Source organism: Exiguobacterium sp. s40 (genome assembly GCF_018617905.1).
Taxonomy (GTDB): domain Bacteria; phylum Bacillota; class Bacilli; order Exiguobacteriales; family Exiguobacteriaceae; genus Exiguobacterium; species Exiguobacterium mexicanum_A.
In genome coordinates, this window is the sequence record NZ_JACSLC010000005.1 from 12,567 (window position 1) to 38,837 (window position 26,271).

30 protein-coding genes are annotated in these 26,271 nt (G+C 53.5%); 23 read left to right on the plus strand and 7 right to left on the minus strand.

What is annotated here, in order from left to right; translation table 11 throughout:
- Positions 1-13: 13 nt before the first annotated feature.
- Complete coding sequence (locus tag KNP02_RS05930) at positions 14-328, minus strand: thioredoxin family protein (RefSeq protein WP_214707562.1); 315 nt, start codon at positions 326-328, stop codon at positions 14-16.
- 126 nt (positions 329-454) lie between these two features.
- Here KNP02_RS05930 and KNP02_RS05935 point away from each other — a divergent pair, with 126 nt between their 5' ends.
- Positions 455-994 (plus strand): PadR family transcriptional regulator, encoded by a 540-nt coding sequence (locus tag KNP02_RS05935; protein WP_214707564.1) that lies wholly within the window; start codon positions 455-457, stop codon positions 992-994.
- 3 nt (positions 995-997) lie between these two features.
- Here KNP02_RS05935 and KNP02_RS05940 read toward each other — a convergent pair whose 3' ends face one another.
- Positions 998-1,828, minus strand: coding sequence for an aldo/keto reductase (locus KNP02_RS05940; RefSeq protein ID WP_251129147.1), 831 nt, complete (start codon positions 1,826-1,828; stop codon positions 998-1,000).
- A gap of 76 nt (positions 1,829-1,904) precedes the next feature.
- Here KNP02_RS05940 and KNP02_RS05945 point away from each other — a divergent pair, with 76 nt between their 5' ends.
- The 4 genes from KNP02_RS05945 (at position 1,905) to fur (ending at position 4,784) form a co-directional block, all read left to right on the plus strand.
- Positions 1,905-2,435, plus strand: coding sequence for an NUDIX domain-containing protein (locus KNP02_RS05945; protein WP_214707568.1), 531 nt, complete (start codon positions 1,905-1,907; stop codon positions 2,433-2,435).
- A gap of 187 nt (positions 2,436-2,622) precedes the next feature.
- The gene (gene tnpA, locus KNP02_RS05950; RefSeq protein ID WP_214707570.1) at positions 2,623-3,021 is read left to right on the plus strand and encodes an IS200/IS605 family transposase; all 399 of its coding nucleotides are present in this window, start codon (positions 2,623-2,625) and stop codon (positions 3,019-3,021) included.
- Positions 3,022-3,026: 5 nt separating this feature from the next.
- Complete coding sequence (tnpB, locus tag KNP02_RS05955; RefSeq protein WP_214707571.1) at positions 3,027-4,118, plus strand: IS200/IS605 family element RNA-guided endonuclease TnpB; 1,092 nt, start codon at positions 3,027-3,029, stop codon at positions 4,116-4,118.
- Positions 4,119-4,304: 186 nt separating this feature from the next.
- Positions 4,305-4,784 (plus strand): ferric iron uptake transcriptional regulator, encoded by a 480-nt coding sequence (gene fur, locus KNP02_RS05960; RefSeq protein ID WP_016509373.1) that lies wholly within the window; start codon positions 4,305-4,307, stop codon positions 4,782-4,784.
- Positions 4,785-4,830: 46 nt separating this feature from the next.
- Here fur and KNP02_RS05965 read toward each other — a convergent pair whose 3' ends face one another.
- From KNP02_RS05965 to KNP02_RS05980, 4 genes are read right to left on the minus strand one after another with little or no spacing between them, the layout of a single operon-like run.
- Complete coding sequence (locus tag KNP02_RS05965; protein WP_214707573.1) at positions 4,831-5,667, minus strand: Cof-type HAD-IIB family hydrolase; 837 nt, start codon at positions 5,665-5,667, stop codon at positions 4,831-4,833.
- A gap of 12 nt (positions 5,668-5,679) precedes the next feature.
- Positions 5,680-6,060, minus strand: coding sequence for a VOC family protein (locus tag KNP02_RS05970; protein WP_214707576.1), 381 nt, complete (start codon positions 6,058-6,060; stop codon positions 5,680-5,682).
- Positions 6,057-7,238, minus strand: a complete 1,182-nt coding sequence (locus tag KNP02_RS05975) for an MFS transporter (RefSeq protein WP_214707577.1) — start codon at positions 7,236-7,238, stop codon at positions 6,057-6,059. The genes KNP02_RS05970 and KNP02_RS05975 overlap by 4 nt, the downstream gene beginning before the upstream one ends.
- 11 nt (positions 7,239-7,249) lie before the next feature.
- Positions 7,250-8,242, minus strand: coding sequence for an ROK family transcriptional regulator (locus tag KNP02_RS05980; protein ID WP_214707579.1), 993 nt, complete (start codon positions 8,240-8,242; stop codon positions 7,250-7,252).
- A 224-nt stretch (positions 8,243-8,466) separates the two neighbouring features.
- On the opposite strand from KNP02_RS05980, the gene xerD reads away from it, so the two are divergent.
- From xerD to KNP02_RS06010, 6 genes are all read left to right on the plus strand, one after another.
- Positions 8,467-9,351, plus strand: coding sequence for a site-specific tyrosine recombinase XerD (gene xerD / locus KNP02_RS05985; protein WP_034777856.1), 885 nt, complete (start codon positions 8,467-8,469; stop codon positions 9,349-9,351).
- A gap of 23 nt (positions 9,352-9,374) precedes the next feature.
- Entirely contained in the window at positions 9,375-10,541 is a 1,167-nt protein-coding gene (gene deoB, locus KNP02_RS05990; RefSeq protein WP_131471227.1) for a phosphopentomutase, read from the plus strand.
- 13 nt (positions 10,542-10,554) lie between these two features.
- Positions 10,555-11,364 carry a purine-nucleoside phosphorylase gene (locus tag KNP02_RS05995; RefSeq protein ID WP_034777854.1) on the plus strand — a complete coding sequence of 270 codons (810 nt, stop codon included), beginning with the start codon at positions 10,555-10,557 and terminating at the stop codon, positions 11,362-11,364.
- A gap of 28 nt (positions 11,365-11,392) precedes the next feature.
- Positions 11,393-12,694 (plus strand): pyrimidine-nucleoside phosphorylase, encoded by a 1,302-nt coding sequence (locus KNP02_RS06000; protein WP_131471226.1) that lies wholly within the window; start codon positions 11,393-11,395, stop codon positions 12,692-12,694.
- Between the two features lie 114 nt (positions 12,695-12,808).
- Positions 12,809-13,249 (plus strand): peptidylprolyl isomerase, encoded by a 441-nt coding sequence (locus tag KNP02_RS06005; RefSeq protein WP_214707581.1) that lies wholly within the window; start codon positions 12,809-12,811, stop codon positions 13,247-13,249.
- 89 nt (positions 13,250-13,338) lie between these two features.
- Positions 13,339-13,695 (plus strand): GNAT family N-acetyltransferase, encoded by a 357-nt coding sequence (locus tag KNP02_RS06010; protein ID WP_021067630.1) that lies wholly within the window; start codon positions 13,339-13,341, stop codon positions 13,693-13,695.
- 11 nt (positions 13,696-13,706) lie between these two features.
- On the opposite strand, the gene KNP02_RS06015 is transcribed toward KNP02_RS06010, so the two are convergent.
- Complete coding sequence (locus KNP02_RS06015; RefSeq protein ID WP_214707583.1) at positions 13,707-14,177, minus strand: DUF309 domain-containing protein; 471 nt, start codon at positions 14,175-14,177, stop codon at positions 13,707-13,709.
- A gap of 78 nt (positions 14,178-14,255) precedes the next feature.
- Here KNP02_RS06015 and KNP02_RS06020 point away from each other — a divergent pair, with 78 nt between their 5' ends.
- From KNP02_RS06020 to ymfI, 12 genes are all read left to right on the plus strand, one after another.
- Positions 14,256-15,023 carry a segregation and condensation protein A gene (locus KNP02_RS06020; RefSeq protein WP_214707585.1) on the plus strand — a complete coding sequence of 256 codons (768 nt, stop codon included), beginning with the start codon at positions 14,256-14,258 and terminating at the stop codon, positions 15,021-15,023.
- Positions 15,001-15,594 (plus strand): SMC-Scp complex subunit ScpB, encoded by a 594-nt coding sequence (gene scpB, locus KNP02_RS06025; RefSeq protein WP_029595325.1) that lies wholly within the window; start codon positions 15,001-15,003, stop codon positions 15,592-15,594. The genes KNP02_RS06020 and scpB overlap by 23 nt, the downstream gene beginning before the upstream one ends.
- A complete protein-coding gene (locus KNP02_RS06030) occupies positions 15,595-16,353 on the plus strand; it encodes a pseudouridine synthase (protein WP_029595326.1) in 759 nt (252 codons plus the stop codon).
- A gap of 136 nt (positions 16,354-16,489) precedes the next feature.
- Positions 16,490-17,071 carry a redoxin domain-containing protein gene (locus tag KNP02_RS06035; RefSeq protein WP_034777847.1) on the plus strand — a complete coding sequence of 194 codons (582 nt, stop codon included), beginning with the start codon at positions 16,490-16,492 and terminating at the stop codon, positions 17,069-17,071.
- 19 nt (positions 17,072-17,090) lie between these two features.
- Positions 17,091-18,638: a cytochrome c biogenesis protein ResB gene (gene resB, locus KNP02_RS06040; RefSeq protein WP_251129148.1), complete on the plus strand. Its 1,548-nt coding sequence runs from the start codon at positions 17,091-17,093 to the stop codon at positions 18,636-18,638.
- A complete protein-coding gene (gene ccsB / locus KNP02_RS06045) occupies positions 18,638-19,822 on the plus strand; it encodes a c-type cytochrome biogenesis protein CcsB (protein ID WP_214707587.1) in 1,185 nt (394 codons plus the stop codon). The genes resB and ccsB overlap by 1 nt, the downstream gene beginning before the upstream one ends.
- Before the next feature lie 158 nt (positions 19,823-19,980).
- Complete coding sequence (locus KNP02_RS06050; RefSeq protein ID WP_114166061.1) at positions 19,981-20,697, plus strand: response regulator transcription factor; 717 nt, start codon at positions 19,981-19,983, stop codon at positions 20,695-20,697.
- On the plus strand, positions 20,697-22,400 hold the full coding sequence (locus KNP02_RS06055) for an ATP-binding protein (protein ID WP_214707589.1): 1,704 nt from the start codon (positions 20,697-20,699) through the stop codon (positions 22,398-22,400). Before KNP02_RS06050 ends, KNP02_RS06055 begins: the two co-directional genes overlap by 1 nt.
- Before the next feature lie 53 nt (positions 22,401-22,453).
- Positions 22,454-23,005 (plus strand): cob(I)yrinic acid a,c-diamide adenosyltransferase, encoded by a 552-nt coding sequence (locus KNP02_RS06060; RefSeq protein WP_114166063.1) that lies wholly within the window; start codon positions 22,454-22,456, stop codon positions 23,003-23,005.
- An 8-nt stretch (positions 23,006-23,013) separates the two neighbouring features.
- Positions 23,014-24,252 carry an EF-P 5-aminopentanol modification-associated protein YfmF gene (gene yfmF / locus KNP02_RS06065; RefSeq protein WP_214707591.1) on the plus strand — a complete coding sequence of 413 codons (1,239 nt, stop codon included), beginning with the start codon at positions 23,014-23,016 and terminating at the stop codon, positions 24,250-24,252.
- Positions 24,249-25,508: an EF-P 5-aminopentanol modification-associated protein YfmH gene (gene yfmH, locus KNP02_RS06070; RefSeq protein WP_214707593.1), complete on the plus strand. Its 1,260-nt coding sequence runs from the start codon at positions 24,249-24,251 to the stop codon at positions 25,506-25,508. The genes yfmF and yfmH overlap by 4 nt, the downstream gene beginning before the upstream one ends.
- Positions 25,505-26,200, plus strand: coding sequence for an elongation factor P 5-aminopentanone reductase (gene ymfI, locus KNP02_RS06075; RefSeq protein WP_214707595.1), 696 nt, complete (start codon positions 25,505-25,507; stop codon positions 26,198-26,200). The genes yfmH and ymfI overlap by 4 nt, the downstream gene beginning before the upstream one ends.
- The last annotated feature ends 71 nt before the right edge of the window (positions 26,201-26,271 follow it).

A 26,271-nucleotide genomic window follows, 5' to 3' on the forward strand; every position in this document is an offset into this window, starting at 1 on the left:
GCCGTCTTTTTGTTTACGCGTTCAACGTATCCAGGAACGAGCGGATTTGCATCTCCGTCTTGGCGTTCGCCGAGTGGAGGTGTTCTTGTTTGACGCCTTCTTGATAGAAAAGAAGTGAGGGGATGCCTCGGACTTCTTGCGCGTCCGACAGTTCAGGCAACTCGTCGCGGTCGACGACGTACCAGTTGAACTGCGGATAATCTTTGACTAGTTCGTCGACGTACATATCAAGACGACGGCAGTCGGGACACCATGATGTCGTAAAGATGACCATACCTTTATCTTGGATGGCCTCTTGGAATTGTTGATCAGATTGGATCGGTTTCATAAAATCTCTCCCTTCACATATATTGTCTGTGTATTCGCAACGGGCGTCAACCGATTGGCATTCTCGGTCGCATGGCAATATGTGATACACTTATAAAAATAGAACCGCAAGGGATAGGTGATGGTTATGGCGTTACGTCATGCACTACTCGGGTTATTGACCCATCAACCCGCTACCGGCTATGCCTTGAACGCGACGTTCAAAGCGCAAATGATTCATTTTTGGCACGCCCATCATACACAGATATATCGCGAACTGTTAAAGATGGAAGACGAGGCACTCGTCTCCTCTGAGCACGTCGCCCAACATGATTTACCGGATAAAAAGATTTATTCAATCACTGAGGCGGGACGTCAAGAATTGATCGATTGGCTGCGGCAACCGACCTCGTATCAACCGAAGATGAAAGACGAGAACTTGCTCCGGGTCAGCCTGTTGCAGTTGCTCCCACTCGATGAGGCGATCCGTTACGTCGAGGAGACGAAAGCGCACCATGAACAAGTCGCTCACCAGATTCGGGCGTTTCAAACAGCCCATCAGTCCGAGACTGACACGCTCGGTTATTTACTGACGAGCGAGTACGCGATCCGGATGATGGAAAATTACGCCGGTTGGGCCGATTGGGCCATCGAACAGATGAAACAGCGAGACAAACATGCGACCTGACGTTCAGGTCGCATGTTTTGTGTAGGGTTGGAGCGGCAGCCGGTTCAACAGATCGTCGAGTTTGTGCGAATCGACGCCGTATTGATGAGCGGCGATCAAGTCGTTCAATTGGTCGACCGAGGACGCGCCCGGTAGGACGACGGCACATGTCCGCTCCGCGGCTGCGAGGGCGTACGCTTGAATCGGTTCGGGAATCGTCGGCATCAAGTCGCGCAACTCCGCTTCAGTCCAAGATTCAAAGCCCTTCTCTGACAAGCGGGCAGACCATTCGTCGGTCAGTATGCCTTTGGCGAGCGGACCGCGCCCGACGATCGGGATATCGAGTTCGAGCATTTCGATGCGGCGGTCGAGCAGGGAGTACGGGGTCATCAAGACATCGAGCTCCCCGTGCTCGAGCCAGTAGCGGATGACGTTCGGACGAATCGAGGAGAGGCCGATTTGTCGGATGACCCCGGCTTGTTTTTGCCGACGCATGAAATCGATTGTCGCGTCCAGGTCGTCTTCCATCGTACCACCATGAACGTAATATAAGTCCAAATAATCCGTCTGTAAGCGTTCGAGAGAATCGTGTAGGGCCTGTTCTAAATAGGAGGGGGCTGGATTCCAACGCATTCCGTCTCCTGTCCATTCATTCCCGCCTTTACTGGTCAAGAACAGTTCGTTCCGGCGTCCGGCGAACGTCGAGCCGACAAGACGTTCCACTTCGAAATGGTCATAGACGTCGGCCGTATCAAAGTGGCGGATGCCAGTCGCATAGGCGGCCTCTAAAATCTGTCGCGCTTCCGCCTCGCTATGTTTCAAAATCGACATAGTTCCTAATCCTAACTCTGCCATTGATAATTCCTCCTTGTTCCGTCTGTCAATATGAATCATAATTACAGTATATAGGAAAAGGTGAGGGGTACATACAATGGAAGAGAAAACGATTGAACGGGAAGTCATTTACGAAGGAAAGATCTTTAACGTGGAGAAACACGTCGTGTCACTCCCGAACGGAGGGACGTCGGTCCGCGAACTCGTCTATCACAACGGGGCCGTCGCCGTGCTCGTCGTCGATGAAGACGATCGCATCGTCCTCGTCGAACAGTACCGGAAAGCATTCGAATCGATGTCGCTCGAGATTCCGGCCGGAAAACTAGAAGTCGGTGAGGAGCCGCTCGCGAGCGCGAAACGTGAACTTGAAGAAGAGACGGGCTATACGGCCGAGACGCTCGAAAAAATCTTCTCGTTTTACGGTGCGCCAGGCTTTTGTAGCGAACGGGTCGACGTCTACGTCGCGCATGGCTTGACTTCGGGCGCAATGAACCTCGATGAAGACGAATTTTTACAAGTCCAGCGCTTCACGTTCGATGAGGCGGTCGCGTTACTCGCGAGCGGACGCATCACCGACGCGAAGACGATTATGACGATTCAATGGTGGCAATTGTCTAAATTAAAATGATTCTAAACTAGAGTGACATATGTTACACTTACATAGGAATCATTTTAACTAAATTAGGCGAGAATTCTCCCTCCTCTAAGCGTCTCGGGGCGAAGCCCAGCGTAGGTGGGAGATGAATCGCCCGTCTTGGCAGGATTACAATTGTTTGATACGATCAGTGTGACCAATCAAAAGGACTGATAGATCAATGAAAATGGATACAAATAAACATTCAGTCTTCCTTCTGAATTACCACCTCGTCTTGGTAGTCAAATCCAGACGCAAGGTGATTGACGACGCCGTCTCGGAGTTCGCGAGACAGACGTTCGAACGGATCGGCGCGTCATACCATATCACACTGACCGAATGGAATCATGACGGCGATCATATCCATGTGTTGTTCAAGGCCCACCCGAACACAGAGATGTCGAAGTTTCTGAACGCCTACAAGAGCGCCAGTAGCCGACTGATCAAACGAGACTTTCCACACGTCAAGAGACGACTGTGGAAAGAGATGTTCTGGTCTCGAAGCTACTGCCTCGTGACGACCGGCGGTGCGACGACCGACGTCATCAGGCAATACATCGAAAAACAAGGAAGGGAGTGAGCACTTTGCTGAAGGCGTACAAGTTTCGACTATATCCGACAAGGCCACAACGAGAATACTTCGTGAAGACGTTCGGCTGTGTGCGTTTCGTCTACAACAAGATGCTCGAAGAGCGCGTCCGGTTGTATGAGGAGTCGAAACTGAACCCCGACGCGAAGCAGAAGCTCCCGACCCCCGCGAAGTATAAGCCCGAGTTCCCTTTCTTGAAAGAGGTCGACAGTCTGTCCCTTGCCAACGCCCAGATGGACCTGAACGAGGCATACTCCAACTTCTTCCGCGACGAGTCCGTTGGTTTCCCGAAGTTCAAATCGAGGCACAGCGACCGCGCCTCCTACACGACCAACAATCAGAACGGGAGCGTCCGGATCGAGGACGGGAAGGTGAGACTTCCTAAGATCGGCTTCGTGAAGTTCAAACAACATCGCTTTTTCGAGGGTGTCATCAAGTCCGCGACGATCTCGATGACGAGGACGGGCAAGTTCTTCGTCTCCATCCTTGTCAATCAAGACGAGGAAAAGAGGATTCCTGCTCAAAACAAGATCGGGATCGACCTTGGGTTGGAACACTTCGCCATCATGACAAATGACGAGATGGTGTCTGAGAAAATCGACAACCCTCGCTTCCTTCGCAAGTCGGAAGAGAAGGTCAAGAAGGCACAGCGAGCCTTGTCTCGTAAGAAAATCGGAAGCAGGAACAGAGAAAAAGCCAAGCTGATTCTCGCCAAAAAGCATGAGAAGATCGCAAACCAACGTAAAGACTTTCTTCATAAGTTGTCAAAACGGATCGTTGACGAGAACCAAGTCATCGTCGTGGAGACATTGAAATCGAAGAACATGATGAAGAACCACAAGGTGGCGAAATCTATTGGAGACGTAAGTTGGTATGAGTTCGTCCGACAGTTGGAATACAAATGTAAGTTCTACGGACGGAAGCTCATCAAGGCAGACCAGTGGTACGCATCGACACAAATCTGTTCTTCTTGCGGCGAGAAAGGCCAGAAGAAGACGATGGACGTCCGTGAATGGACGTGCACTTGTGGCGCCCATCATGATCGAGATATCAACGCGAGCATCAACCTGTTGATGTTGGCCGACTAAAAAACCTTCAGGGCAGGGACTTGCCCGACGAGCTTGGTCAATAAACGTAGCTAGTAAGAGTACGTTCTTCCCAAGAAGCTCCCACTTCAATTTGCGAAGCAAATAAGTGGTGAGTAGTTCACTTTGAAAAACCGGACAAACTTCGGTATGCTTTGAATAGTGAATTATGTAAAGAGGGGGCGCCTTATGGAAACGCGAATTGAACGGATCAAACAGCAATTGAGCGCCAAAGGATATAAATTGACACCGCAACGAGAATCGACGGTCCGCATCTTACTTGAGAATGAAACGGATCATTTGAGTGCGGAGAACGTGTTCATGCTCGTCAAAAGCATCGCACCGGAAATCGGGCTCGCGACGGTTTATCGGACGCTCGAGCTGTTGACCGAGCTCGGTGTCGTCGACAAAGTCAACTTCGGTGACGGCGTTGCCCGCTTCGACCTCAGACCAGAAGGCGCGAACCATTCGCACCATCACCTCGTCTGTGTCGAGTGCGGTTCGGTCGAGGAAATCATGGAAGACTTACTCGTCGACGTCGAGAAAAAAGTCGAAAGCAAATACGAATTTTTAATCAAAGACCATCGTTTGACGTTTCACGGCATCTGTAAAGTGTGCCAAGCCAAAGGCGTCACGCTCGAGGGTCATAAAGCAGTCATCAACGGATAAACCAAGACGGGCAGCCTCTCAAAGGCTGCCTGTCTTTTGTATGTCGTCACCTCGTCAAGTAACGGGACAAGACGGTGGCGATGCCATCGTGATTGTTCGACAGCGTGATTTCGTTCGCAATAGCCTTGATGTCTTCGACGGCGTTGTCCATCGCGACCCCGATGCCGGCATACTCGATGATGGAGCGGTCGTTATGGCCGTCCCCGAACGCGATGACGTGCTCGCGGTCAATCCCAATCTCCCGGAACACGTGATCGAGTGCCCGGGCCTTGTCGATTCCGAGATCCGTGAACTCATAGTACATGGCTGCCGTGAACATGCCCGTCACGCGGTCCGTGAATGGTCCGGCGAGCAAGTCGGCATGGGCCTGTAGATAGTCCGGCTGTCCGGCGACGAGGATTTTATAGATCGGGAAGGTGATGGCGTCGGCGAGTAGCGGCTCTTCCCGCAATTGGAACCGTCCGCCGCGCGACTCATATTCGATGATATTGAACGGCTTACCATTTAACTCGAGCATGCCGCTGAAGACGTCATTAACGTACATATACGTCTCGTCATTGATCATCGGGATGACGTCGAATCCGGTCAAATGATCCAAGATGGCAATCGCGTCGTCTTGATCGATGGCCTGTTTGAACAGCGTCTCGTTCGTTCTGGCATCGGTCACACATGCCCCGTTCGAGGACACGAGGAGACCGCCATACTCGTGGAGTCGGAGCTCGTCGGCGAACGGTTCGATGCCCCGTTTCGGTCGGCCCGAGGCGAGGACGACTTTGACACCCTCGTCCTGCAAATCGAGGAGCGTCTGTTTCGTTTGGGGTGAGATGAGTTTTTGATCGTTCAATAGCGTTCCGTCGAGGTCTAATAAGATGGCTTTGATCATGGTGTCGTCTCCTCATATGGTCAATTCGAGTTTGTTTTGTTCCGGATCGAGGAAGACGCTCTCGTAATAGCCGTCCCCGGTCGTCCGCGGACCATCGACGAGTGGGTAGCCGTCGGCCTCGAGTCGTCGCGTCAAGCTGTCGACCGCTGCTTTGCTGCCGAGTGCGAACGCGATATGTGCGTAGCCGACCGTTTCACGAGGTGTGCCTTGGATGTCCGGGCGGCGCATCAACTCGAGTCGGCACGTCGAATCAGGGAACGTCAGGAAATACGATTCGAACTGTTTCTGTTCGTTCGTATACTTGTCGTTCGCCGTTGCGCCGAGGTACGTCTCGTAGAAGCGGCGCATTTGTTCAAGGTCGTTCACCCAGAGGGCGACGTGTTCAATCTTCATGTGGATTCCTCCTTTGATTGTTGCTGCATGATGACATTCAAGCGTTCCGTGTTCAAGAGCATCCCGACCATGATCAAAACGGCCACGAGCGGGAATAGACCGAGCGATGTCTGGGACACGACGAGACCGAATAGCGGTGGCAGGAACGTGCTGCCCGTGTAGGCGAACGCCATCTGGAAGCCCATCAAGCGTTTGGCCCGTTCCGCACCGAACCGCTGCGGCGTCTCATGGAGCATGCTCGGGTAAATCGGAGCTAGCCCGAGACCGATACAAATTAAGCCGATCAACATGGTTTCAGTCGTCGGAATGAGAAATACGAGGCTACCGATTAAGGCGAGGGTTTGCCCGAGTCGGATCATCTGTCGATTCGTGAAGCGGAATGACAGGAACCCGCTCAAGAAACGCCCGAGCGTAATGCTGCCGTAATAGATCGATACCCACGTCGCGGCCGTCGCGACCGAAAACTGTTTCATCTGGACGAGGTAACTGCTGGCCCACAGTCCGATGAGCGCTTCAATGCCGCAATAAAGCAGGAACGTGGCTAGTGCATACGAGACGCCTTTCGGCAGTTTTCGATCGAGCGCGGTCACGGCCGTCTCTTGTCGTTCGAGCGAGGAGGGTTCCGTTTTGACTTCGCGCTTCCAGAGCGGGAACGACAGGAGCAAGATGAAGGCGAGCGCGAACTGAATCAACGCGACAATCAAATAGCCATCGCGCCAACCGTTCTCCGTCAAGACGCCGGCCATGACGAGCGGTCCGCCCGTCGCTCCTACGCCCCAAAAACAATGGAGCCAGTTCATATGGTGCGCCTTATAGTTTTCCGCGACGTAATGGTTGAGCGCGGCATCGACCGCGCCGGCGCCAAGTCCGAGCGGAATCGATAGGACAAACAGCCAAATCAAGGACGGGGCCGCGTAAAAACCGAGCAGGCACAGAGCAGTCACGAGCCCGGAGCCGAATGTGACTTGTTTCGTATCGAACCGTTCGAGCAATCGGCCACTGAGCAGGCTCGATAAAATCGTCCCCGCGGCGATGGTCATAAAAATCCATCCGGCCATCGAGATCGGGGCGTTGAACTCGACGTGCATCAACGGCCAACCGACACCGAGCAAGGCGTCGGGCAGACCGAGACTGATAAAAGCGATGTAAATCACGGCCAATAATAAAAATCCTGTCATGGTACACCTCTTCAAATTGATTCAAGCATCAACCCGACGCAACGTCGAGCCAAGCCTGCAAAATAATCTTCCTCCCAGTTGCCAATCAATAAATCTGGCATGTGAGCCACCGGAATGTGACGCTGGCAAGCATGCCTGATTGCCTCCAACTCAGGATCGACGAGATCGACATCCGAAAAAATGATGGCGTTCGGATTCAGCGTCGCGGTGAACGTCGCGACAAGCCGACCGAGCGCACCGAAAGCGGAATCCGAAAGCGGGGCCGCTCGCTCGCTCTCCATCCGATTATGAAACGTCGAGTCGTCGTAAAGGGGTAAAAACGAGATTTCCCCGCTGAATCCCGTCTTGCCGCGGATGAGCTGTCCGTTGATGAGAATCCCGGCACCGGGTCCGTTCTTTCCTAAATAGATGTAGACGATAGATTGGTCACCGGCGAGTTCGTGCGTGTGTCCGTATCCATAGACGGCAGCGTTCATATCGTTCTCGATGACGGCAGGGCGATTGGAACGCGACTCGACCCAACTTTTCAAGTCGAGGTGTGCGAACGTCGGATAGTCCGGGGCGAAGATGACCGTCCCATCTGCGACGGCCGCTGCGACACCGATGGAGATCGCGCTCATATCGGGGGTTCGGTCCAACTGTCGGTCGAGCACCGAGCCGAGCGCACCGAGATGGTCCCCGTTTAGAATCTCCTGCGTCCCGTCGTCAATCGTCGTACCGATGCTATCGATGACACGATAGCGGACGACCGACTTCTCGACGTATAGCGTCAATCCGTGCGTGAACCACTCATTATAGATGTAACGTTTGGCTGGGCGACCACCGCGTGAATCCTCAAAACCTTGTTCAAACACTTCACCGGCCTCCATCAACTGCTCCAACTGCTTCTTGACGGTCGGAAAACTGAGCCGGGTCGCTTCTGAGATGGCGGCGATGGTCGAATGACCGGATAAGACGAGTTGACGTCTGACGGCGACCGTCAGATTAGTAATGGTCTGGTCCATGGACGACTCCTTTCAAACTTTTTAAATCATTTTAATAAGTCGACTTGAGTGTACCAAATCATGATGAGATTTGTAAGCCCTCAATCGAAATATATGCGTGAAAACCTCACCAATTCCTGTCACAAAAAAGCTTTAAAAAAATGAGGTCAGACGTCTTCACAACGGTTTACATAAGTGATATGATGTAAGCGTATTCAGGTGTAGCGAGGAAGGAGGGGGATGTCATGCGTTCGCAAGTCGAGTCATTTTTGCAGTACATGACGGTTGAAAAACGAATGTCCACGAACACGAGACAAGCCTATGCGAGCGATTTGACCCAGTACTTATCGACACTCACCCAACTCGGGGTGACAGAATGGAATGAAGTCACGCGGGCACACATCGTCAAACATATGGAAGAGTTATCGCAAGCCGGTCGGGCTGCTTCATCACTCCGACGGGCCGTCAGTTCGATTCGGACGTTCCATCATCATTTGAAGATGACAGGTGGTGCAACGACTGACCCGGCACTTTATTTGGAGACGCCGAAAGCGGAACGGCATCTGCCGGACACGTGGTCTCAAGATGAAGTTGAACGGTTGCTCGACAGTGTGCCGACGTCAGACCCGCTCGCGCTCCGCGATCGGGCCATGCTCGAACTGCTCTACGGAACGGGCATGCGCGTCAGCGAACTTCTTGGGCTTGATTTGGATGATTTACAGTTCGAATTGGGGTATCTACAGTGTGAAGGCAAAGGCGAGAGCGCCCGGATCATCCCGGTGTCGTCTGTCGCCCAAGGTTTTGTCGAACGCTATATCCAACAGGCCCGTAACGGGCTCGGCGGTCGGGAGACCGAGGCGTTGTTCTTGAACGGGCGCGGCGGAAGGCTCAGCCGTCAAGGGTTCTGGAAGATGATCAAACGACGGGCCAAAGAGGCCGGCATCCAAAAAGAGATCACGCCACACGTGCTCCGTCATTCGTTCGCGACACACTTGCTCGAGAACGGGGCCGATCTTCGGGCCATCCAACAGATGCTTGGGCATGCCGATCTCTCCACGACTCAAATCTACACACATGTCAATAAGGCACGACTCCACGATGTCTATCGAAAACATCATCCGCGTGCGTAAAGACACTAAAGGAGGAACTTTTTGTGAAGAAATTTAAACGTATTTTCTTGGTCGTCATGGACTCGGTCGGGATTGGGGAAGCCCCAGATGCCGACCAGTTCGGAGACGTCGGTTCAGACACGCTCGGGCATATCGCTCGTGAACACGGTGGGTTGAACATGCCGAACATGGGCCGCCTCGGGCTGTCGAACATCAAGCCGATTGACGGCATCGAAGTGTCGACGACACCGAGCGCCTACGGACGCATGGAAGAAATCTCGGCCGGGAAAGACACGATGACTGGCCACTGGGAGATCATGGGCCTTCATATCGATACGCCTTTCCGCGTGTTCGAAGAATTCCCGGACGATTTGATCGACCGGCTCAAAGAGTTCAGCGGCCGTGACATCATCGGCAACAAGCCGGCATCAGGGACAGAGATCTTGGATGAGCTCGGCGAAGAGCATGTCAAAACAGGTGCCTTGATCGTCTATACATCAGCTGACTCGGTGCTCCAAATCGCGGCGCACGAAGAAGTCGTCCCGCTCGACGAGTTGTACCGCATCTGCGAATACGCCCGTGAAATCACGCGCGAAGACCCGTACATGCTCGGCCGCATCATCGCCCGACCGTTCCTCGGAACGCCTGGCGCGTGGGTCCGGACATCTAATCGTCACGACTATGCGCTCAAGCCGTTCGGCAAGACGGTCATGAACACGCTCGAGACGGCAGGGAAAGATGTGATCGCTCTCGGGAAAATCAGCGACATCTATGACGGCGAAGGTGTCACGAAAGCGATTCGGACAAAATCGAACATGGATGGCATGGACAAACTCGTCGAATCGCTCGATGAAGAGTTCGAAGGTCTCTGCTTCTTGAACCTCGTCGACTTCGATGCGCTCTTCGGTCACCGCCGTGACCCAGAAGGCTATGCGATCGCGCTTGAAGAGTATGACGCCCGTCTACCGGAAGTAATGGAGAAGTTGCGTGAAGACGACTTGCTCATCATTACGGCCGACCACGGGAACGACCCGACGGCACCGGGAACGGACCATACGCGTGAATATGTGCCGCTCATCGTCCATCATCACGGTTCGACAGCGGTCGACCTCGGCATCCGCGGAACGTTCGCCGATATCGGCGCCACAGTGGCCGATAACTTCGACGTCGATGCACCAGCACACGGAAAGAGTTTCTTAAACGAAATTTGAGGAGGCATTACTCATGGTAAATTGGAACGAAACAAAGGCATTTTTACAGGAACGCATGAACGGAACACCAGAAATCGGACTCATTCTCGGCTCAGGTCTCGGCGTCCTCGCGGATGAAATCGAGAACGCGGTGAAAATCCCTTATGAGGATATCCCGCACTTCCCGGTATCGACCGTCGAAGGCCACGCCGGCCAACTCGTCTTCGGGGACCTCGAAGGAAAACGCGTCGTCGCGATGCAAGGACGGTTCCACTTCTATGAAGGCTACTCAATGGAACAAGTGACGTTCCCGGTCCGCGTCCTCAAATTGATCGGTGTCGAAACGCTCATCGTCACGAATGCGGCTGGTGCTTGCAACGAGTCGTTCAACCCGGGGGACTTGATGATCATTACGGATCACATCAACTTCTTCGGTACGAGCCCACTCATCGGTAAGAACGCGAGCGACTTCGGAACACGTTTCCCGGACATGTCAGAAGCGTACGATAAGGAGCTCGTCACATTGACGGAAGGCGTCGCCACAAAACTTGGACTTTCTGTTCAAAAAGGCGTCTACTTCGGGAACACGGGTCCGACGTATGAGACACCGGCCGAAGTGAAGATGGCTCGCCTGCTCGGAGGCGACGTTGTCGGCATGTCGACGGTGCCTGAAGTCATCGTGGCCCGTCACTCAGATATGCGAGTGCTCGGCATCTCGTGCGTATCGAACATGGCAGCCGGGATTTTAGATCAACCGCTCAACCATGAAGAAGTCATCGAGACGACAGAACGCGTCCGCCAAGACTTCCTTTCACTCGTACGCGGCACGATTCAAAGCATGTAACCACTACCCAATTAGGAGGACGAAACTTATGCGCATGGTCGATTTGATTTTGAAAAAACGTAACGGTGGCGAATTGAACGAAGAGGAGATTCGCTTCATCATCGAAGGCTTCACGAACGAGACGATTCCTGATTATCAGATGTCGGCCCTTTCGATGGCGATTTACTTTAACGGCATGACAGAGAAAGAGACGGCGGCCTTGACGATGGAGATGGTCAAGTCTGGTGACGTCATCGATTTGTCGAACATTCAAGGTAAAAAAGTTGATAAACACTCGACTGGCGGCGTCGGTGACAAAATCAGCTTAATCGTCGCTCCGCTCGTCGCGTCAATCGGGATTCCGGTCGCGAAGATGAGCGGTCGCGGTCTCGGCCACACGGGCGGGACGATCGATAAGCTTGAATCGTTCCCTGGCTTCAACGTCGAGTTGACGGAAGAACAGTTCACGAAGCAAGTAAACGATATCAAGATGTCAATCATCGGTCAGACGGGCAACTTGACGCCTGCCGACAAACGTCTTTACGCACTCCGTGACGTGACGGCGACGGTCGATTCAATCCCGCTCATCGCGAGCTCGATCATGTCGAAGAAAATCGCGGCCGGTGCCGACAGCATCGTCCTCGACGTCAAGACGGGTTCAGGCGCGTTCATGAAGTCGTTCGACGACGCGAAAGCGCTCGCTGAAGAGATGGTCGCCATCGGTAAGAACGTCGGCCGTAAGACGGTCGCCGTCATCACGGATATGGATCAGCCGCTCGGTTTCGAAATCGGGAACGCCAATGAAGTGAAAGAAGCGATTGAAGTCCTCTCGGGCAAAGACGTGACTGACTTGAAGACGATTGCCCTCACGATTGCCGGTCATATGGCGGTACTCGGCGAGTTCTATCAGACGTTCGAGGAAGCGTACGCTGACCTTGAGAAACGGATGGCCGACGGTCATGCCCTCGAAGTGTTCCGTCAGTTCGTAGCGGCACAAGGTGGCGACGCGTCGCTCGTCGATGACTTGTCGAAACTTCCGCAAGCGAAGTATGAGACGACGTTCGTCGCGAAACAAGCAGGTTACGTCGAGTCGATTATCGCTGACGAAGTCGGTGTGGCAGCGATGCTCCTCGGCGCAGGTCGGGCGACAAAAGATGATCAGCTCGACTTCGCGGCCGGTATCACGCTCGAGAAGAAAGTCGGTGACAAGGTCGAGGCCGGTGACGTGATCGCCGTGCTCCGTTCGAACAAAGAAGACATGACATCTGCGCTCGAGCGGATGGACCACGCGTACACGATCGGTGCGACAGAGCCGACGGCGCGTCCACTCGTCCACGCTGTCATCCAGTAAGCGGCAAGTCAGAACGTCTGTTTCCACAAAATAGTGGAGACAGACGGTTTTTTTTGATAGAATGGGCAATGTGTGAGTGAGAATGACAATATGAACATAAAGGGGTAACTTTTCATGAAAAAAGGATCTATGAAATTAGAGAACGGCGAAATGATCGAATTCGACTTGTTCCACGATGCGGCACCGATCACGGTCGACAACTTCGAGGAGCTCGCGAACAGCGGCTTCTATAACGGTTTGACGTTCCACCGGGTCATCCCAGGTTTCGTCAGCCAAGGCGGTTGCCCAGACGGGACAGGCATGGGTGGTTCAGGCAAGACGATCCCATGTGAGACATCGACATCGTTCCCATACAAACATGATTCGGGTTCGCTTTCAATGGCACACGCCGGACGCAACACGGGCTCGTCACAGTTCTTCATCGTCCATGAGCCACAACCACATCTCGACGGTGTCCACACGGTCTTCGGAAAAGTGACGTCTGGCCTTGAGCACGCGGTCAAACTTCGTCAAGGCACGAAGATGGCCGAAGTTAAAGTTTGGGACGAGAATTGATTTCTGCCTGAACGTTATGGCACAATGAGCCATGTCTCTCACGTGTTCACTTAGTGAAACATGAATGACTAAAGGTGGTGAAACCAGCAATGCTGGTGAAATACAAACAATCGTACGAAAAGACGGCGATGGGCTTGCTCGCGTTCTCATGTAGCGACAAATCTCCGCTCGCCTTGCTCGAACTCGTCCGGTCCTACGAAGAAGACCCTGCCAAATTCCTTTATCTCTGGAGAGTCGGGGAAGACTTCGTCGGGATCATCGGGATGGAGCAACAAGAGACGACGATGTTCATCCATCATATTGCGCTGTCTCCGTCGTTCCGTGGCGAGAAACGTTCCTATGAACTGCTCGATGAGACCCGGAACTTATTGCCGCTCGACTTGAAGCTCGTCGGTCAAGGCAAGACCGGGGACTTGCTCGATAAATGGAATCAAGTCGTCATCTAAAAAAGCTAGGCTCAGCGCCTAGCTTTTTTGCGTGCCTCGAGCGCCCGGAGCCGCTCGGTGACGACCGGTGTCCGGTCTCGATACATATGTTTATGGACGAGCTCGTCAAACGTGAGCGCGGTCGGTTCGAATGTCGGTTTCAAGCGCTCGATTTGTCGGCGCGTCGATTTGTCGAGCGGCAGCGTCTCGGGGAGCGGCCAACACTCCAAATCCTTGGCGAACGTTTCCACATCGATACCGTGCCCCTCGAGCTCGGTCGCGGCCAGCCCAAGCTTCTGTTGTAACGCCGCGATGCTCTTTTTCGCCCCGGCCATATTGCCGCGGCGGGCATGGTAATGGGCGACGGCGTACTGAATCAAGGCGGCGTAACCTAAATCTTGACGGCCTCCGTCTTGCCATGCTTCCTCGAGCACTTCGTGGCATTCGAAATAATCGGCATGACATTCAAATAAGAGCGTATACTGGATTAAAGGCGTTGACATCAAATTTCTCCTTTCGTGGTCACGGTACTACAAAACATGTTATACTAAAGCGCAAAAATGTAAATGGCAGGTGTCTCTATGGAAGCGTACAACGTCAAAATCGATACGTTCGAAGGTCCGCTCGACTTGCTGCTCCACTTGATCGGCAAGATGGAGCTCGACATCGCGGACATCTCTGTCTCCGAGGTCACGGACCAGTATGTCGCCTTTATCCGGACGATGCAAAAATTTGAGCTCGATGTGGCCAGTGAGTATTTGGTCATGGCGGCGACGTTGCTCCAATTGAAGAGCAAGCAACTGTTGCCACCGGTTCCAGTTGAAGAAGATGACATTCCCGACTTTGGGGAAGAACCGACCCGAGAAGGGTTGATTCGACAGTTGATTGAATATAAGGCATATAAAGAAGCGGTCGTATTCATGCGCGAGCAAGAAGAGTCTCGCCTCGAACTGTATAGCCGTCCCGGTGAGGATTTGACGCGCTACATGTCCGATCTCGTCCAGCCGTATGACGGTCCACTCAACTTTGCTGACTTATTGCACGCCTATTCGAAAATGGTCGAACGCAAGCGGTGGAAAGAGCGTCGCAAAAAGACGATCAAACGTGAAGAACGGACGCTTGAAGAACAGATGACACGGTTGCACGATTACGTCTCGGCAAAGCGGACAACATCGTTCTTCTCGTTTTTTGAGGAACGTCCCGATGTGTCGGACCTTGTCGTCACGTTCATGGCGCTACTCGAATTGATCAAGTTGCGCGTCGTTACGACCAAACAGGAAGAGCGAGACATTCAAATCTCGTTCGTCGAATCGTCAAAGGAAAGGGATGAAGCCGTTGCTGTCTTATGAAACGATTATTGAGAGTCTATTGTTCGTCGTCGGCGAAGAAGGAATGGAAGTGCGGGCCCTCGCGGACACGCTCGACATTTCGGAAGCCGCTGCACGCGAACAGTTGAGCAAACTAGAAGCATCGTTCAAAGATTCGGGTCGTCCGTTCCAACTGATTGAATCCGCGGGCGTGTATAAGCTCGTGACGATTCCTGAAGTGTCGGAGTACATTCAACGTTACGTCGGCACGATGGCCGAACAGGCGTTATCACGTGCTGCGATGGAGACGCTCGTCATCATCGCGTACAAGCAACCGGTCACCCGGGCCGATATCGAGGAAGTCCGGGGCGTCAAAGTCGAACGTGTCATCCATACGCTGTTGTCTAAAGGATTGATTGAAGCGGCCGGCCGGGCCAAGACGATTGGCCGGGCCAAGTTATACCGGACGACCGAACATTTCCTGGACCATTTTGGATTCAATTCACTCGATGAATTGCCCCCATTAACGTTTGAAGACGAGCTCTCGGACGAAGGCGATTTGTTCTTCGGCCAGCCGTCTGCGATTACGCAAGATAGATTGGAGAATGAATAAATGGAACGTTTACAAAAAGTGATTGCCCAAGCAGGTGTCGCCTCACGGCGTAAAGCCGAAGAAATGATTTTAGATGGACGGGTGCGCGTCAACGGGAAAGTCGTGCGCGAACTCGGTACGAAAGTCGGTCCAAAGTCTGAAGTCGAGGTCGACGGTGTGAAAATCGAACAAGAAGAGCATGTTTATTATGTGCTCTATAAGCCGAGCGGTTACGTCTCGACGGTCGAAGATGATAAAGGACGGAAAGTCATCACCGATCTCGTACCACCTGGATCGCGTGTCTTCCCGGTCGGACGTCTCGACTATAACACGACGGGACTCATCATTTTAACGAATGACGGTGAGTTCTCGAACATGATGACCCATCCGAAGTTCAAGATCCCAAAACGTTATGTCGCGAAAGTGAAGAACATTCCTTCGTATATCGCGATCAAACAACTCGAGTCGGGTGTCGAACTCGATGATGGCTACAAGACGGGTAGCGCCCAAGTGAAGATGAAGACGGTCGACCATAAGAAAAACTCGGCCATCTTAGAAATCGTCATCTCGGAAGGCCATAACCGTCAAATCCGCCGAATGCTCGAAGCAGTCGGTTCAGAAGTCATCAAACTGAAACGCGAACAGTTCGGTTTCTTGACGCTCGACGGTCTCACGACGGGCGAATGGCGTGAACTGTCACGCAAGGAAGTATCGAAGCTACGTGAGCTTGCCAACCCGACGGTACCACCCGTACAACGGGGCAAGAAAAAGAAAAAATAACAACTAAAAAATCGTCCTGAGATAGGATGATTTTTTAGTTTGTGGAGATTGTGTGACAAAAAGATGAAAAAAGTCTGTTAATGTGCGTTTTTGGTGTTTTTTCAGTACAATAACAACTGAAGGATGGTGTGAACTCATGACGAAAGAAACAAAGTCGGGTGATCGCATGAACCAGGCGATGGCCCATAAGAAAAAACGGTCATTTTGGCGGCTCATGATCATGACGATGGTCCTGTTCGCAGGAGCGGTCGTTATCATGCAATTGTTTGAACAAGCCGGCAACGACGGACGTGTCGAGGCCGGTGACGATGCGCCGAACTTCAAGCTCGTCAGTCTTGACGGGACGACGATGGTCGAGCGAGACACATACGACGGTAAAGGGTTGCTCTTGAACTTCTGGGGCACATTCTGTGAACCGTGTGAGAAAGAGATGCCGGTCGTCCAGGACAACTATGCCGCACTCCAAGACATGGGCGTCGATTTTTGGGCGGTCAACGTCGGCGAGACACCGCTTCGGGTCGATAACTTTGTGAACGACCTCGGCGTCAAGCTCGACTATCCGATTTTGATGGACACGCGCAGCGAAGTCGAGAAGGCGTACGGGATTTATAACTTGCCGGTCACGTTCGTCATCGATGCCGACGGCAAAGTGATTGAAAAGTACGAAGGTGAACTCACGAAAGAGAAACTGATGGAGTTGGCCGAGAAGTCATTGTAAGCGAACGGGGGGCGCACAAATGCTAGATATGAAATACGACGGCGCCGATTTACGATCGAAGCGCCGTCCACGGTCATGGATTGACCGGGTGTGGAGCTTTTTTGCATCGGTCAAGGTCGGTCTATGGCTCATCGGGCTCATCATCGTCGGGTCGGCGATCGGAACGATTTTCCCGCAAGAGATGTATATTCCGCAACAGTTGCCGGCGAGCCAGTATTACACGGACGAGTACGGGACACCGGGTACGATTTACTATACGCTAGGATTCCACAACCTCTATACATCGTGGTGGTACATCACGTTGATCGTGATGCTGACGTTATCGCTCATCGTTGTATCGATTGATCGATTTTTCCCGCTGTATAAAGCGTTGAAATTTCAACCGGTCCGACGAACCGATCGCTTCATGCGCGGTCAACGTTTGATTGGTGAGGGAAAAGGGACGGACGAACAAATCGATGCGTTCGGAGAGGCTTTAAAAGCCAAGCGTTATCAAGTGAAGCGTGACGGGGATGCCTTACTCGCCGAGAAATATCGGTTCGGGCGCTGGGGTCCATACGTCAATCACATCGGGCTCGTCATCTTCTTCATCGGGGCGATGCTTCGCGTTTTCCCGGCATTCCATACGGATACGCTCGAATGGGTGCGCGAAGGCGATACAGTTCCGCTCGAAGCGACGGATGATGAATATTATCTTCGCAACGATCAATTCATCTTAGAGATGTATGATCCGGAAAATAACGCGGAAGATGCGAAATTTGCCGAGGCGATCGAGAAAGCGGGCGCAGTCCCAAAAAACTATGAGACGGAATTGACGCTGTTCAAGAAGACCGGAACGAACGAGGACGGATCGCCGCAACTCGAGGAAGTCGACGCCGGTTCGACGAAAGTGAATCATCCGTTCAAGTTTGAAAAGTACGAAGTATATCAAGAACAGTATTCGAGTCGACCGGAGTTTTTATCGATGTCCTTTAACGTCGCCGATAAAGAGACGGGCGACGTGTATGGACCGTTCACGGTCGATTTGACGAATCCGGAGACGACGTACGACCTCGGTGATGTCACGGTCAAACTGAACGACTTGTATCCAGATTTCGAGGTCAAGGACGGTCAACCGAACACGAAATCGCCTCGGGCGCTCAATCCGGCGTTCTTCATGGCGATCGACACACCGGAAGGCACGACCGAATCGAACTTGATCGGCATTCGTTTAAACGTGGCCGATGAGGAGAATCGCTACGTGATCCAATTCGCGGGGACGGAGATGGCGAGCACGAGCGGTCTTCGCGTCAAGAGTGATTCGACGTATCCGATTTTGATCGTCGGTGGGGTCATCTTCATGGTCGGAATCGTGATGGGCATGTATTGGCCGCATCGTCGTATCTGGATTCGCCGACACAATGAGACGGACGTGATCATTGCCGGTTTCACGAACAAGAACCCGTCATCCCTTAACCGCGAAATCACACCGATCCTAGAGAAACATGGCCTGCCGATCTGGGAAGATCAGGCACGGTTTGAAAAAAAGACGGACGACAACTCAACCAATGAAAGAGGGGAATCATAATGGAGTGGATTCAGTGGAGCAGTCGTTTGCTCTTTATCGCGTTCATCCTGTATGCGGTCGCGACCGTGTTGTTTACGATCGCGGTCAGCGGGATGCGTAAAGACCGCAACGTCAATCGCATTGCCTACGGCAAGTATGCGTTCATTCTGGCGGTCATCGGCTTTATTGCCCAAATGGGATATTTTATTTTACGGTGGGTCGGGGTCGGCTATGCGCCGGTATCGAACCTGTACGAGTACACAACGTTCTTCGGTATGATGATGGTGCTCGGATTCCTCGTCGTGTATGGCATTTATAAAAATGACGTGCTCGGCTTGTTCGCCATGCCGGTGGCGTTGCTCGTCATCGCTTTCGCCTCGATGTTCTCGAGCGAAGTGGCACCGCTCATCCCGGCCTTGAACAGCGTCTGGTTGAAAATCCACGTCACAACGGCCGCGCTCGGCCAAGGGATTCTCGCCATCAGCTTCGCGTCAGGTCTCATTTTCTTATTGAACGAGACGTCGATGCGGGAACAGTCGAAGTCGCGGACGTGGCTTGAAGTCACGATGTTCGTCCTCATATGTACGCTCGGCTTCATCCTCGTCTCGATGCTCTTCAAGGCGATCGGTGCCGGTGGCGTCGTCGAGTTCACGAACGACCGCGGGACACAAGAGTCGTACGAGTACTTCATGCCGATGTTATTCGTACCGGAAGGGGCTCAGCTCCTCTCTGGTGCGAGCGGACTGTCACTCGAGTTGCCAACGTTCATCAATACGTTGAAGTTGAACACGCTCATCTGGTCGGTCATCGCCGGCGTTGTGATTTATGTGGTGCTCCGTTTCGTCATCTTGCGGAAGCGGATCGCCGAGGCGTTACAACCGCTCGCGAAGAAGGTCGACCTCGACCTCGCTGATGAGATCAGTTACCGCTCGATCGCGATCGGCTTGCCGGTGTTCATTCTCGGCGGACTGATTTTCGCAATGATTTGGGCTCAAATCGCCTGGAACCGTTTCTGGGGCTGGGACCCGAAAGAAGTGTGGGCGCTCATCACGATGCTCATCTATATCTACTATTTACACATGCGCATCCAACGTGGTTGGACGGGGACGAAAGCAGCTTGGTTATGTGTCGGCGGCTTCGCCGTCATCATGTTCAACTTGGTGTTCGTCAACCTCGTCATCGCCGGTTTGCATTCATATGCCTAAACAAAGAAGTCACTTCGGTGGCTTCTTTTTTCATGCCGCTGTCAACTGAACGTTGTGAAGCCAAATAATAGAGTGGTATAGTTATGAAAGAGAGCGAAATGTTCACAAATGTGCAACATTCGCTACATCTTGTAATGGTTCTTTAGGAGGTTTAGTGGATGGCTAATAAAACACAAATTTTAGTGGTCGACGACGAGGAAAGAATTCGCCGCCTATTAAAAATGTATTTGGAGCGGGAACAGTACGTGATTGTCGAAGCGACGAACGGGGAAGAGGCGCTTCAACTTGCCCTTGAGCATAACTTTGATGTCATCCTGCTTGATTTGATGATGCCAAAAATGGACGGGGTCGAAGTATGCACCGAGCTTCGGAAATCGAAGGCGACACCGGTCATCATGTTAACGGCGAAAGGCGAAGAAGTCGATCGTGTCCAAGGGTTCGAGGTCGGAGCGGACGATTATATCGTCAAACCGTTCAGTCCGCGCGAAGTCGTCTTGCGCGTCAAGGCGCTCCTTCGACGCTCGGGCTCGACGAAATATTTGCGGACGGCCGAAAAATCAAAAGACTTGATCGTCTTCCCGCATTTGACGATTGACAATGATGCCCACCGCGTCACGGTCGACGGGGAAGAAATCGCACTCACGCCGAAAGAGTATGAGCTCTTGTTCTTTTTGGCCAAGCAAGTCGACAAAGTGTTCTCGCGGGAGCAGCTGTTGAAAGAAGTTTGGAACTATGAATTCTTTGGAGACCTTCGAACGGTCGACACGCACGTGAAACGACTCCGGGAGAAGTTGAACCGGGTCTCTCCAGAAGCCGCGCACATGATTACGACGGTATGGGGTGTCGGTTACAAGTTCGAAGTCGTCAGTGAGTGATGATTCGGCGGAATAGCATCGTCACGAAGCTATGGTTGACGATTCTCGTATTGGTCAGTCTCATCTTGTTCATCGTCTCTGTATTGATGCTCGAGTTTTTCAACTCGTTCCATATCGACCAGGAGCGGGGCCACTTGGCCAAGCTTGGCGGGCAAGTCCAGTCGGTGTTGCTTCAAGAAGGCGACGCGTCACGGACGGTCGACCAAATCATCGAAGTGTACGGCGCGAACTATATATTAGAGAACGGGACGGTCCGTTCGAACTTTGGAACGGAAGTCGACGGACTCATGACGGAGCTCGGACGTCAGGACTGGGAGACGTACCAGGCGGTCGGTGAGACGGCGATTGGAAACTTTTCGTCGTTTGATGATCAGGCGGCACTCGCATACCAGACGACGTTCTCACTCGAGACGGGCGAATACACGCTTTATTTAATCGAACCGCTCGACGCGATCTCAAGTGCGAACGAAGGGGCCCGGACGATCATCTTTTGGACGGTCGCGTCGGCCATCATCGTCACGACCGTGTTCGCCTTCTTCTTATCGACCCGGATTACGGCACCGCTCCGCGAGATGCGTGACGCCGTCAACAAGACGGGAGAAGGTCAGTTCGACTTGCGTCTCGTACAGAAGTCGAATGATGAGATCGGGGAGTTGGCCAGTTCGTTCAATGCGATGAGCAGTCAACTGTCGACGTATGTAAACGCGCTCGATCGGGAACGGCTCCAACTCGCCTCGATCTTAAGGTCGATGGCCGATGGGGTCATCACGCTCGATCGTCATGCGAACGTCATCGTGACGAATCCGCAAGCCCGGCCACTCCTAATCGACGAGCAACCGCATGAAGTCGTCCTGTCTCTCTATGAGGACGTCGTTGCCGGGGCACCGGAGAAGACGATTGAAGTGAAACAAGACGATCATTATTATACGTTGACGGTGACCCCGCTTCTCGGCGAGGACGATTTTGAAGGCGCGGTCGTCGTCATCCGTGACACGACCGAGAGCCATCGACTCGACAAGATGCGAACCGATTTCGTTGCCAACGTCAGCCACGAGCTACGGACCCCGCTCGTGACGCTCCAAGGGTATTCCGAGGCGATTATCGACGGGATGACCGAGAGTGACGACGCGACGAAAGAGTTCGCGTCCATCATCTATGACGAGTCGCTCCGACTCGCCCGTCTCGTCAACGACTTGCTCGACCTGGCACGAATCGAATCAGGCAAAGAGACGATGCAGTTCACGACGTTCGACTTCGGTGAATTTCTTCCGCGCGTCATGCGCAAGTTCAACCAGATGGCGAACGAAAAAGGCATCGAACTCGTGACAGAGGCCCCTCGTCACGCCATCGAGGCAGACGGGGACCGCTTGGAACAAGTGTTCACGAACTTGATCGGCAACGCCATCGCTCATACCGATTCGGGATCGATTCGGCTCGAGGCGAGCGAGGAAGCGGCCGGCTTCGTGATTCGTTTGTCAGACACAGGCGGCGGCATTCCGAAAGAAGATTTGCCGTTCGTATTCGAACGGTTCTACAAAGCGGATAAAGCTCGGACGAGCGGCGGCAAGACGGGTACCGGCATCGGACTCGCCATCGTTAAAAACGTCATCGATGCCCATCACGGAACGGTCGACGTCTCGAGCGCGCTCGGGGAAGGGACGACGTTCACGATTCGTCTCCCTTACACGCAACCGCACACATAACGACAATGGTGACTCCTATGGGTCACCATTTGTGGCATAGAGGAGGAAATGACATGAAGTTGTACACTCGAGGCGGGGACAAAGGCGAGACGTCGCTCATCGGCGGTCGCGTCTTAAAAGTCCATCCGCATATCCAGGCGATGGGGCTGTTAGACGAATTGAACAGCCAAATCGGGCTCGCACTCGCTCATCAGACGGACGAGACGCTCCGGACCCAGTTGACGCGAATCCAGCATGACTTGTTCGACCTTGGCTCGGAGCTGATGTATAAACAAGACCCACCACAACAAGTCGATATGACAATCGTCACCGAGCTCGAGACGTGGATCGACGAACTCGAGGTGAAATGCCCCGAGCTCGTCCGCTTCATCTTGCCTGGGGGCAGTGTCGGTGCGGCGAGCCTGCACGTGGCGCGCACCGTCTGTCGCCGTGTCGAACGGGAACTCGTCAATGTCGATGCGGCCGTCCGTCAATTACCGTACTATAACCGGTTGAGCGATTATTTGTTCACGGCGGCCCGTTACGCCAACGTCGTGGCCGGCGTGCCCGACCAAGAATACGCCCGCGGTGCGGACGTGTTCAAAACGAAAAAGAAAAAGGAGTAGATCAACTTATGAAAGGAATCGAACAATTCCAACAACGACTGCACTATTCGGTCTACCCGACCCAAAAATTCAAGACGACGACATGTCTCGTCTCATTCGCGGCTCCGCTGTCGGCCGAGACGATCGCCGACCGGGCCTTATTGCCGTATGTGATGGAGAAAGCGACAGAAGCCTATCCGTCGATCGAATTGTTTCACACGCCGCTCGAACAATTATATGACGCGAGCCTTTACGCCGGAGCGTCGAAAGTCGGCAAAGAACATGTCATCCAGTTCCAGCTCGAAGTCGTGAGCGATGCGCTCGTCGGCGAACCGGTGCTCAGTGAGGCGATCAAGCTGCTCGAAGAAGTACTCCTTCGTCCGAACGCCTATGACGGGGCGTTCCAACCGCTCATCGTCGAACAGGAGGCCCGTCTCCAGCGTCAGCGCATCGAATCGGTATACGATGACAAGATGCGCTTCGCCCAGCAACGTCTTCAAGAACTGCTCGGCGGCGAACTCGCCATCCAGTCGCTCGGTAAACTCGAACAGTTGGAGCACGTGACGCCTAAGACGCTCTTTGATGCCTATACCTCGATGATCCGTCACGATCGTGTCGACGTCTACGTCGTCGGCGACGTGAGTCGTGAGCAAGTGACTGCCGCGTTCGCGCCGCTCGAAGGGCTCGGGGAACGACTCGTCCGTGAGTATCCACAGCCGGTCGACCGTGAGTTTCAGCGTCTCGAGGAACATCAAACGATCAATCAGAGCAAATTGCACCTCGCCTATCAAGTCGACGTCGACCCGCGCAGTGAAGACGCTGTCCGGATGCAAGTCGTCAATGGACTGTTCGGCGGCTTCCCGCACTCGAAACTGTTCATGAACGTCCGGGAGAAAGAGAGTTTGGCCTACTATGCCGCCTCGCAGTACAGCTCACTCAGCCGGATGTTATTCGTCTATGCCGGGATCGATGCCTCGAACCAGGCGAAGACCGAGGCGATCATCGCCGACCAACTCGCCGACCTCCAGGCCGGGACGTTCGAGGACGAGACACTCGAACAGACGAAAGCGATGCTGTACCATCAACGTCGTCAACTCGGGGATAACCCGCGCCAATTGATCGCTTGGATGAGCGGCTCGGACATCCGTCCGTTCTCGCTCGAGGAAGAGATGGCCATCATCGAACGGACCTCGCGGGATGATGTGGCCGCACTCGCGAACCAATTGACGCTACAGGCCGTCTATTGTTTAAAGGGGGGAACTGTATGAAACTCGATTTTCCAAACGTCGGAGAAACGCTCCATCACACCGTCCTCGAGAACGGATTGACGGTCTATTTATTGAAGAAGACCGGTTATGAGAAGACGTATGCCACGTTCACGACGAAATATGGTTCGATCGACCGTCGCTTTAAAACGGAAGATTGGGTCGACGTGCCGGACGGGATCGCCCATTTCCTTGAGCATAAGATGTTCGAGAAAGAAGACGGCGACGTGTTCCAACAGTTCGGACGCCTCGGCGCGTCGGCGAACGCGTTCACGTCGTTCACCCGGACGGCATACTTGTTCGGTGCGACGTCGAACCTCAGTGAGAACTTGAAGACGTTGATCGACTTTGTCCAAACGCCGTACTTCACGGAGGCCTCGGTCGAGAAAGAGAAAGGGATCATCGGCCAAGAGATTCAAATGTATCAGGACAATCCGGGCTGGCGCCTCTACTTCGGTTTGATTGAGGCGATGTATGCCGAACATCCGGTCAAAATCGATATCGCCGGCACGATCGAATCGATTAGCGCCATCACGGCCGACGATTTATATCGCTGTCACGAGGCGTTTTACCATCCGAGCAATATGGTGCTGTTCGTCGTCGGCAATATCGACCCTGACGCTGTCCTTGCCGAGATTACCGCCAATCAGGCGGCGAAGACGTTTGATGCGCCGCTATTGACGGCGCGTGAGGTGGTCGAGGAGCCCGAGACGGTCCATATGACGGAACGGGTCATCGAGATGGACGTCTCGGTCCCGAAAGTGATGATCGGCTATAAAGATACGCCACGCCCCGGCAAAGAGGGCATGAAGCAAGAGCTCATCGTCGAGCTCCTCATGCACGCCTTGTTCGACACGACGGCACCGCTCTATGCGGAACTGTACGCCGAAGGATTGATTGATGACGCGTTCTCGTTCGACTATACGTCAGAAGAGACGTTCGCCTTCGCCGTCCTGTCAATGGAGACGCCACACGTCGAGACGTTCGTCGACCGGATCACGTCCGCTCTCGAGCGTCCGCTCGAACTCGGCGGCGAGACACTCGATCGCAAGAAGCGCATGATGAAAGGACAGTTTTTGAAGGCGCTCAACTCACCAGAGTTTATCGCCAACCAGTTCTCACGCTACGCACTCAGCGGCGGCAACATGTTCGACATCCCGGACTTGCTCGATGCGATTACGCTTGACGACCTGTATGCGGCGTACGACCGTCTGTTCCAAGCCGATCATCGGACGGTCTGTGTCGTCAAGAAACCGTGACGACGCTCATCACGGGAGCGAGCGGAGCGATTGGCCGTGCCGTCGCGCTAGCGTTTCGAGACGATGCACTCATTTTGCAGGCGCATTCGCAAACGGAGTCGCTTCGTGCGTTCGTTTCACACGAACAGTTGACGGCCGACGTCGTCACGTGTGACCTCGACGATGAAGCCGGACTCGAAGCTTGGCTCGAGACGCTCGGACCGGTCGACCGCCTCATCCATGTCGCCGGTAATCATGCCTACGGTCTGCTCGTCGATCAGTCACTCTTCGAGCTCGACCGGCTGTATCGCATACATGTCCGCTCGATGGTCCGTCTCGTCCAGCACGTTGTCGGGCTGAAACCGTATGACCGCCCGCTCGACATCGTCGTCGTCTCGAGTGTCTGGGGCGAGGTCGGTGCGGCCGGAGAAGTCCTATATTCAACGGTCAAGGCCGCCCAGCTTGGATTCGTCAAGGCGTTCGCGCGTGAGGCCGGACCGTTTCACGTCCGCATCAACGCGGTCACGCCGGGGTGGATTGACACCCCGATGAATGATACGGTAGAAGAGACGAAACAAACGGCACGCGATGAGATTCCGCTCGGCCGGTTAGGGGGGGCCGAGGAAGTGGCGGCGACGATTCGCTTTCTCTGTTCTCCGGCCGCCTCGTACATGACCGGCACCGTGCTCCGAATCGACGGCGGTTGGGTGTAAAACTTTGTCAGCTCGGTTGAAACGAGTTCTTTTCAATTCTTCTAAAATAATTTAGAATGAACAAGGTAGCG

Coding starts and splice junctions, on each gene's coding strand:
- scpB (WP_029595325.1), top strand. CDS start 15,001: ATGAAGCCGTTGCTGTCTTATGAAACGATTATTGAGAGTCTATTGTTC.
- KNP02_RS05970 (WP_214707576.1), bottom strand. CDS start 6,060: ATGAAGATTGAACACGTCGCCCTCTGGGTGAACGACCTTGAACAAATG.
- KNP02_RS06030 (WP_029595326.1), top strand. CDS start 15,595: ATGGAACGTTTACAAAAAGTGATTGCCCAAGCAGGTGTCGCCTCACGG.
- resB (WP_251129148.1), top strand. CDS start 17,091: ATGCTAGATATGAAATACGACGGCGCCGATTTACGATCGAAGCGCCGT.
- KNP02_RS06000 (WP_131471226.1), top strand. CDS start 11,393: ATGCGCATGGTCGATTTGATTTTGAAAAAACGTAACGGTGGCGAATTG.
- KNP02_RS05975 (WP_214707577.1), bottom strand. CDS start 7,238: ATGACAGGATTTTTATTATTGGCCGTGATTTACATCGCTTTTATCAGT.
- KNP02_RS05935 (WP_214707564.1), top strand. CDS start 455: ATGGCGTTACGTCATGCACTACTCGGGTTATTGACCCATCAACCCGCT.
- yfmH (WP_214707593.1), top strand. CDS start 24,249: ATGAAACTCGATTTTCCAAACGTCGGAGAAACGCTCCATCACACCGTC.
- KNP02_RS06020 (WP_214707585.1), top strand. CDS start 14,256: ATGGAAGCGTACAACGTCAAAATCGATACGTTCGAAGGTCCGCTCGAC.
- KNP02_RS06005 (WP_214707581.1), top strand. CDS start 12,809: ATGAAAAAAGGATCTATGAAATTAGAGAACGGCGAAATGATCGAATTC.
- KNP02_RS05965 (WP_214707573.1), bottom strand. CDS start 5,667: ATGATCAAAGCCATCTTATTAGACCTCGACGGAACGCTATTGAACGAT.
- KNP02_RS06060 (WP_114166063.1), top strand. CDS start 22,454: ATGAAGTTGTACACTCGAGGCGGGGACAAAGGCGAGACGTCGCTCATC.
- KNP02_RS06055 (WP_214707589.1), top strand. CDS start 20,697: ATGATTCGGCGGAATAGCATCGTCACGAAGCTATGGTTGACGATTCTC.
- KNP02_RS06035 (WP_034777847.1), top strand. CDS start 16,490: ATGACGAAAGAAACAAAGTCGGGTGATCGCATGAACCAGGCGATGGCC.
- KNP02_RS06015 (WP_214707583.1), bottom strand. CDS start 14,177: ATGTCAACGCCTTTAATCCAGTATACGCTCTTATTTGAATGTCATGCC.
- KNP02_RS05945 (WP_214707568.1), top strand. CDS start 1,905: ATGGAAGAGAAAACGATTGAACGGGAAGTCATTTACGAAGGAAAGATC.
- xerD (WP_034777856.1), top strand. CDS start 8,467: ATGCGTTCGCAAGTCGAGTCATTTTTGCAGTACATGACGGTTGAAAAA.
- KNP02_RS05980 (WP_214707579.1), bottom strand. CDS start 8,242: ATGGACCAGACCATTACTAATCTGACGGTCGCCGTCAGACGTCAACTC.
- ccsB (WP_214707587.1), top strand. CDS start 18,638: ATGGAGTGGATTCAGTGGAGCAGTCGTTTGCTCTTTATCGCGTTCATC.
- yfmF (WP_214707591.1), top strand. CDS start 23,014: ATGAAAGGAATCGAACAATTCCAACAACGACTGCACTATTCGGTCTAC.
- KNP02_RS05940 (WP_251129147.1), bottom strand. CDS start 1,828: ATGGCAGAGTTAGGATTAGGAACTATGTCGATTTTGAAACATAGCGAG.
- tnpA (WP_214707570.1), top strand. CDS start 2,623: ATGAAAATGGATACAAATAAACATTCAGTCTTCCTTCTGAATTACCAC.
- KNP02_RS05930 (WP_214707562.1), bottom strand. CDS start 328: ATGAAACCGATCCAATCTGATCAACAATTCCAAGAGGCCATCCAAGAT.
- KNP02_RS06050 (WP_114166061.1), top strand. CDS start 19,981: ATGGCTAATAAAACACAAATTTTAGTGGTCGACGACGAGGAAAGAATT.
- KNP02_RS05995 (WP_034777854.1), top strand. CDS start 10,555: ATGGTAAATTGGAACGAAACAAAGGCATTTTTACAGGAACGCATGAAC.
- KNP02_RS06010 (WP_021067630.1), top strand. CDS start 13,339: ATGCTGGTGAAATACAAACAATCGTACGAAAAGACGGCGATGGGCTTG.
- fur (WP_016509373.1), top strand. CDS start 4,305: ATGGAAACGCGAATTGAACGGATCAAACAGCAATTGAGCGCCAAAGGA.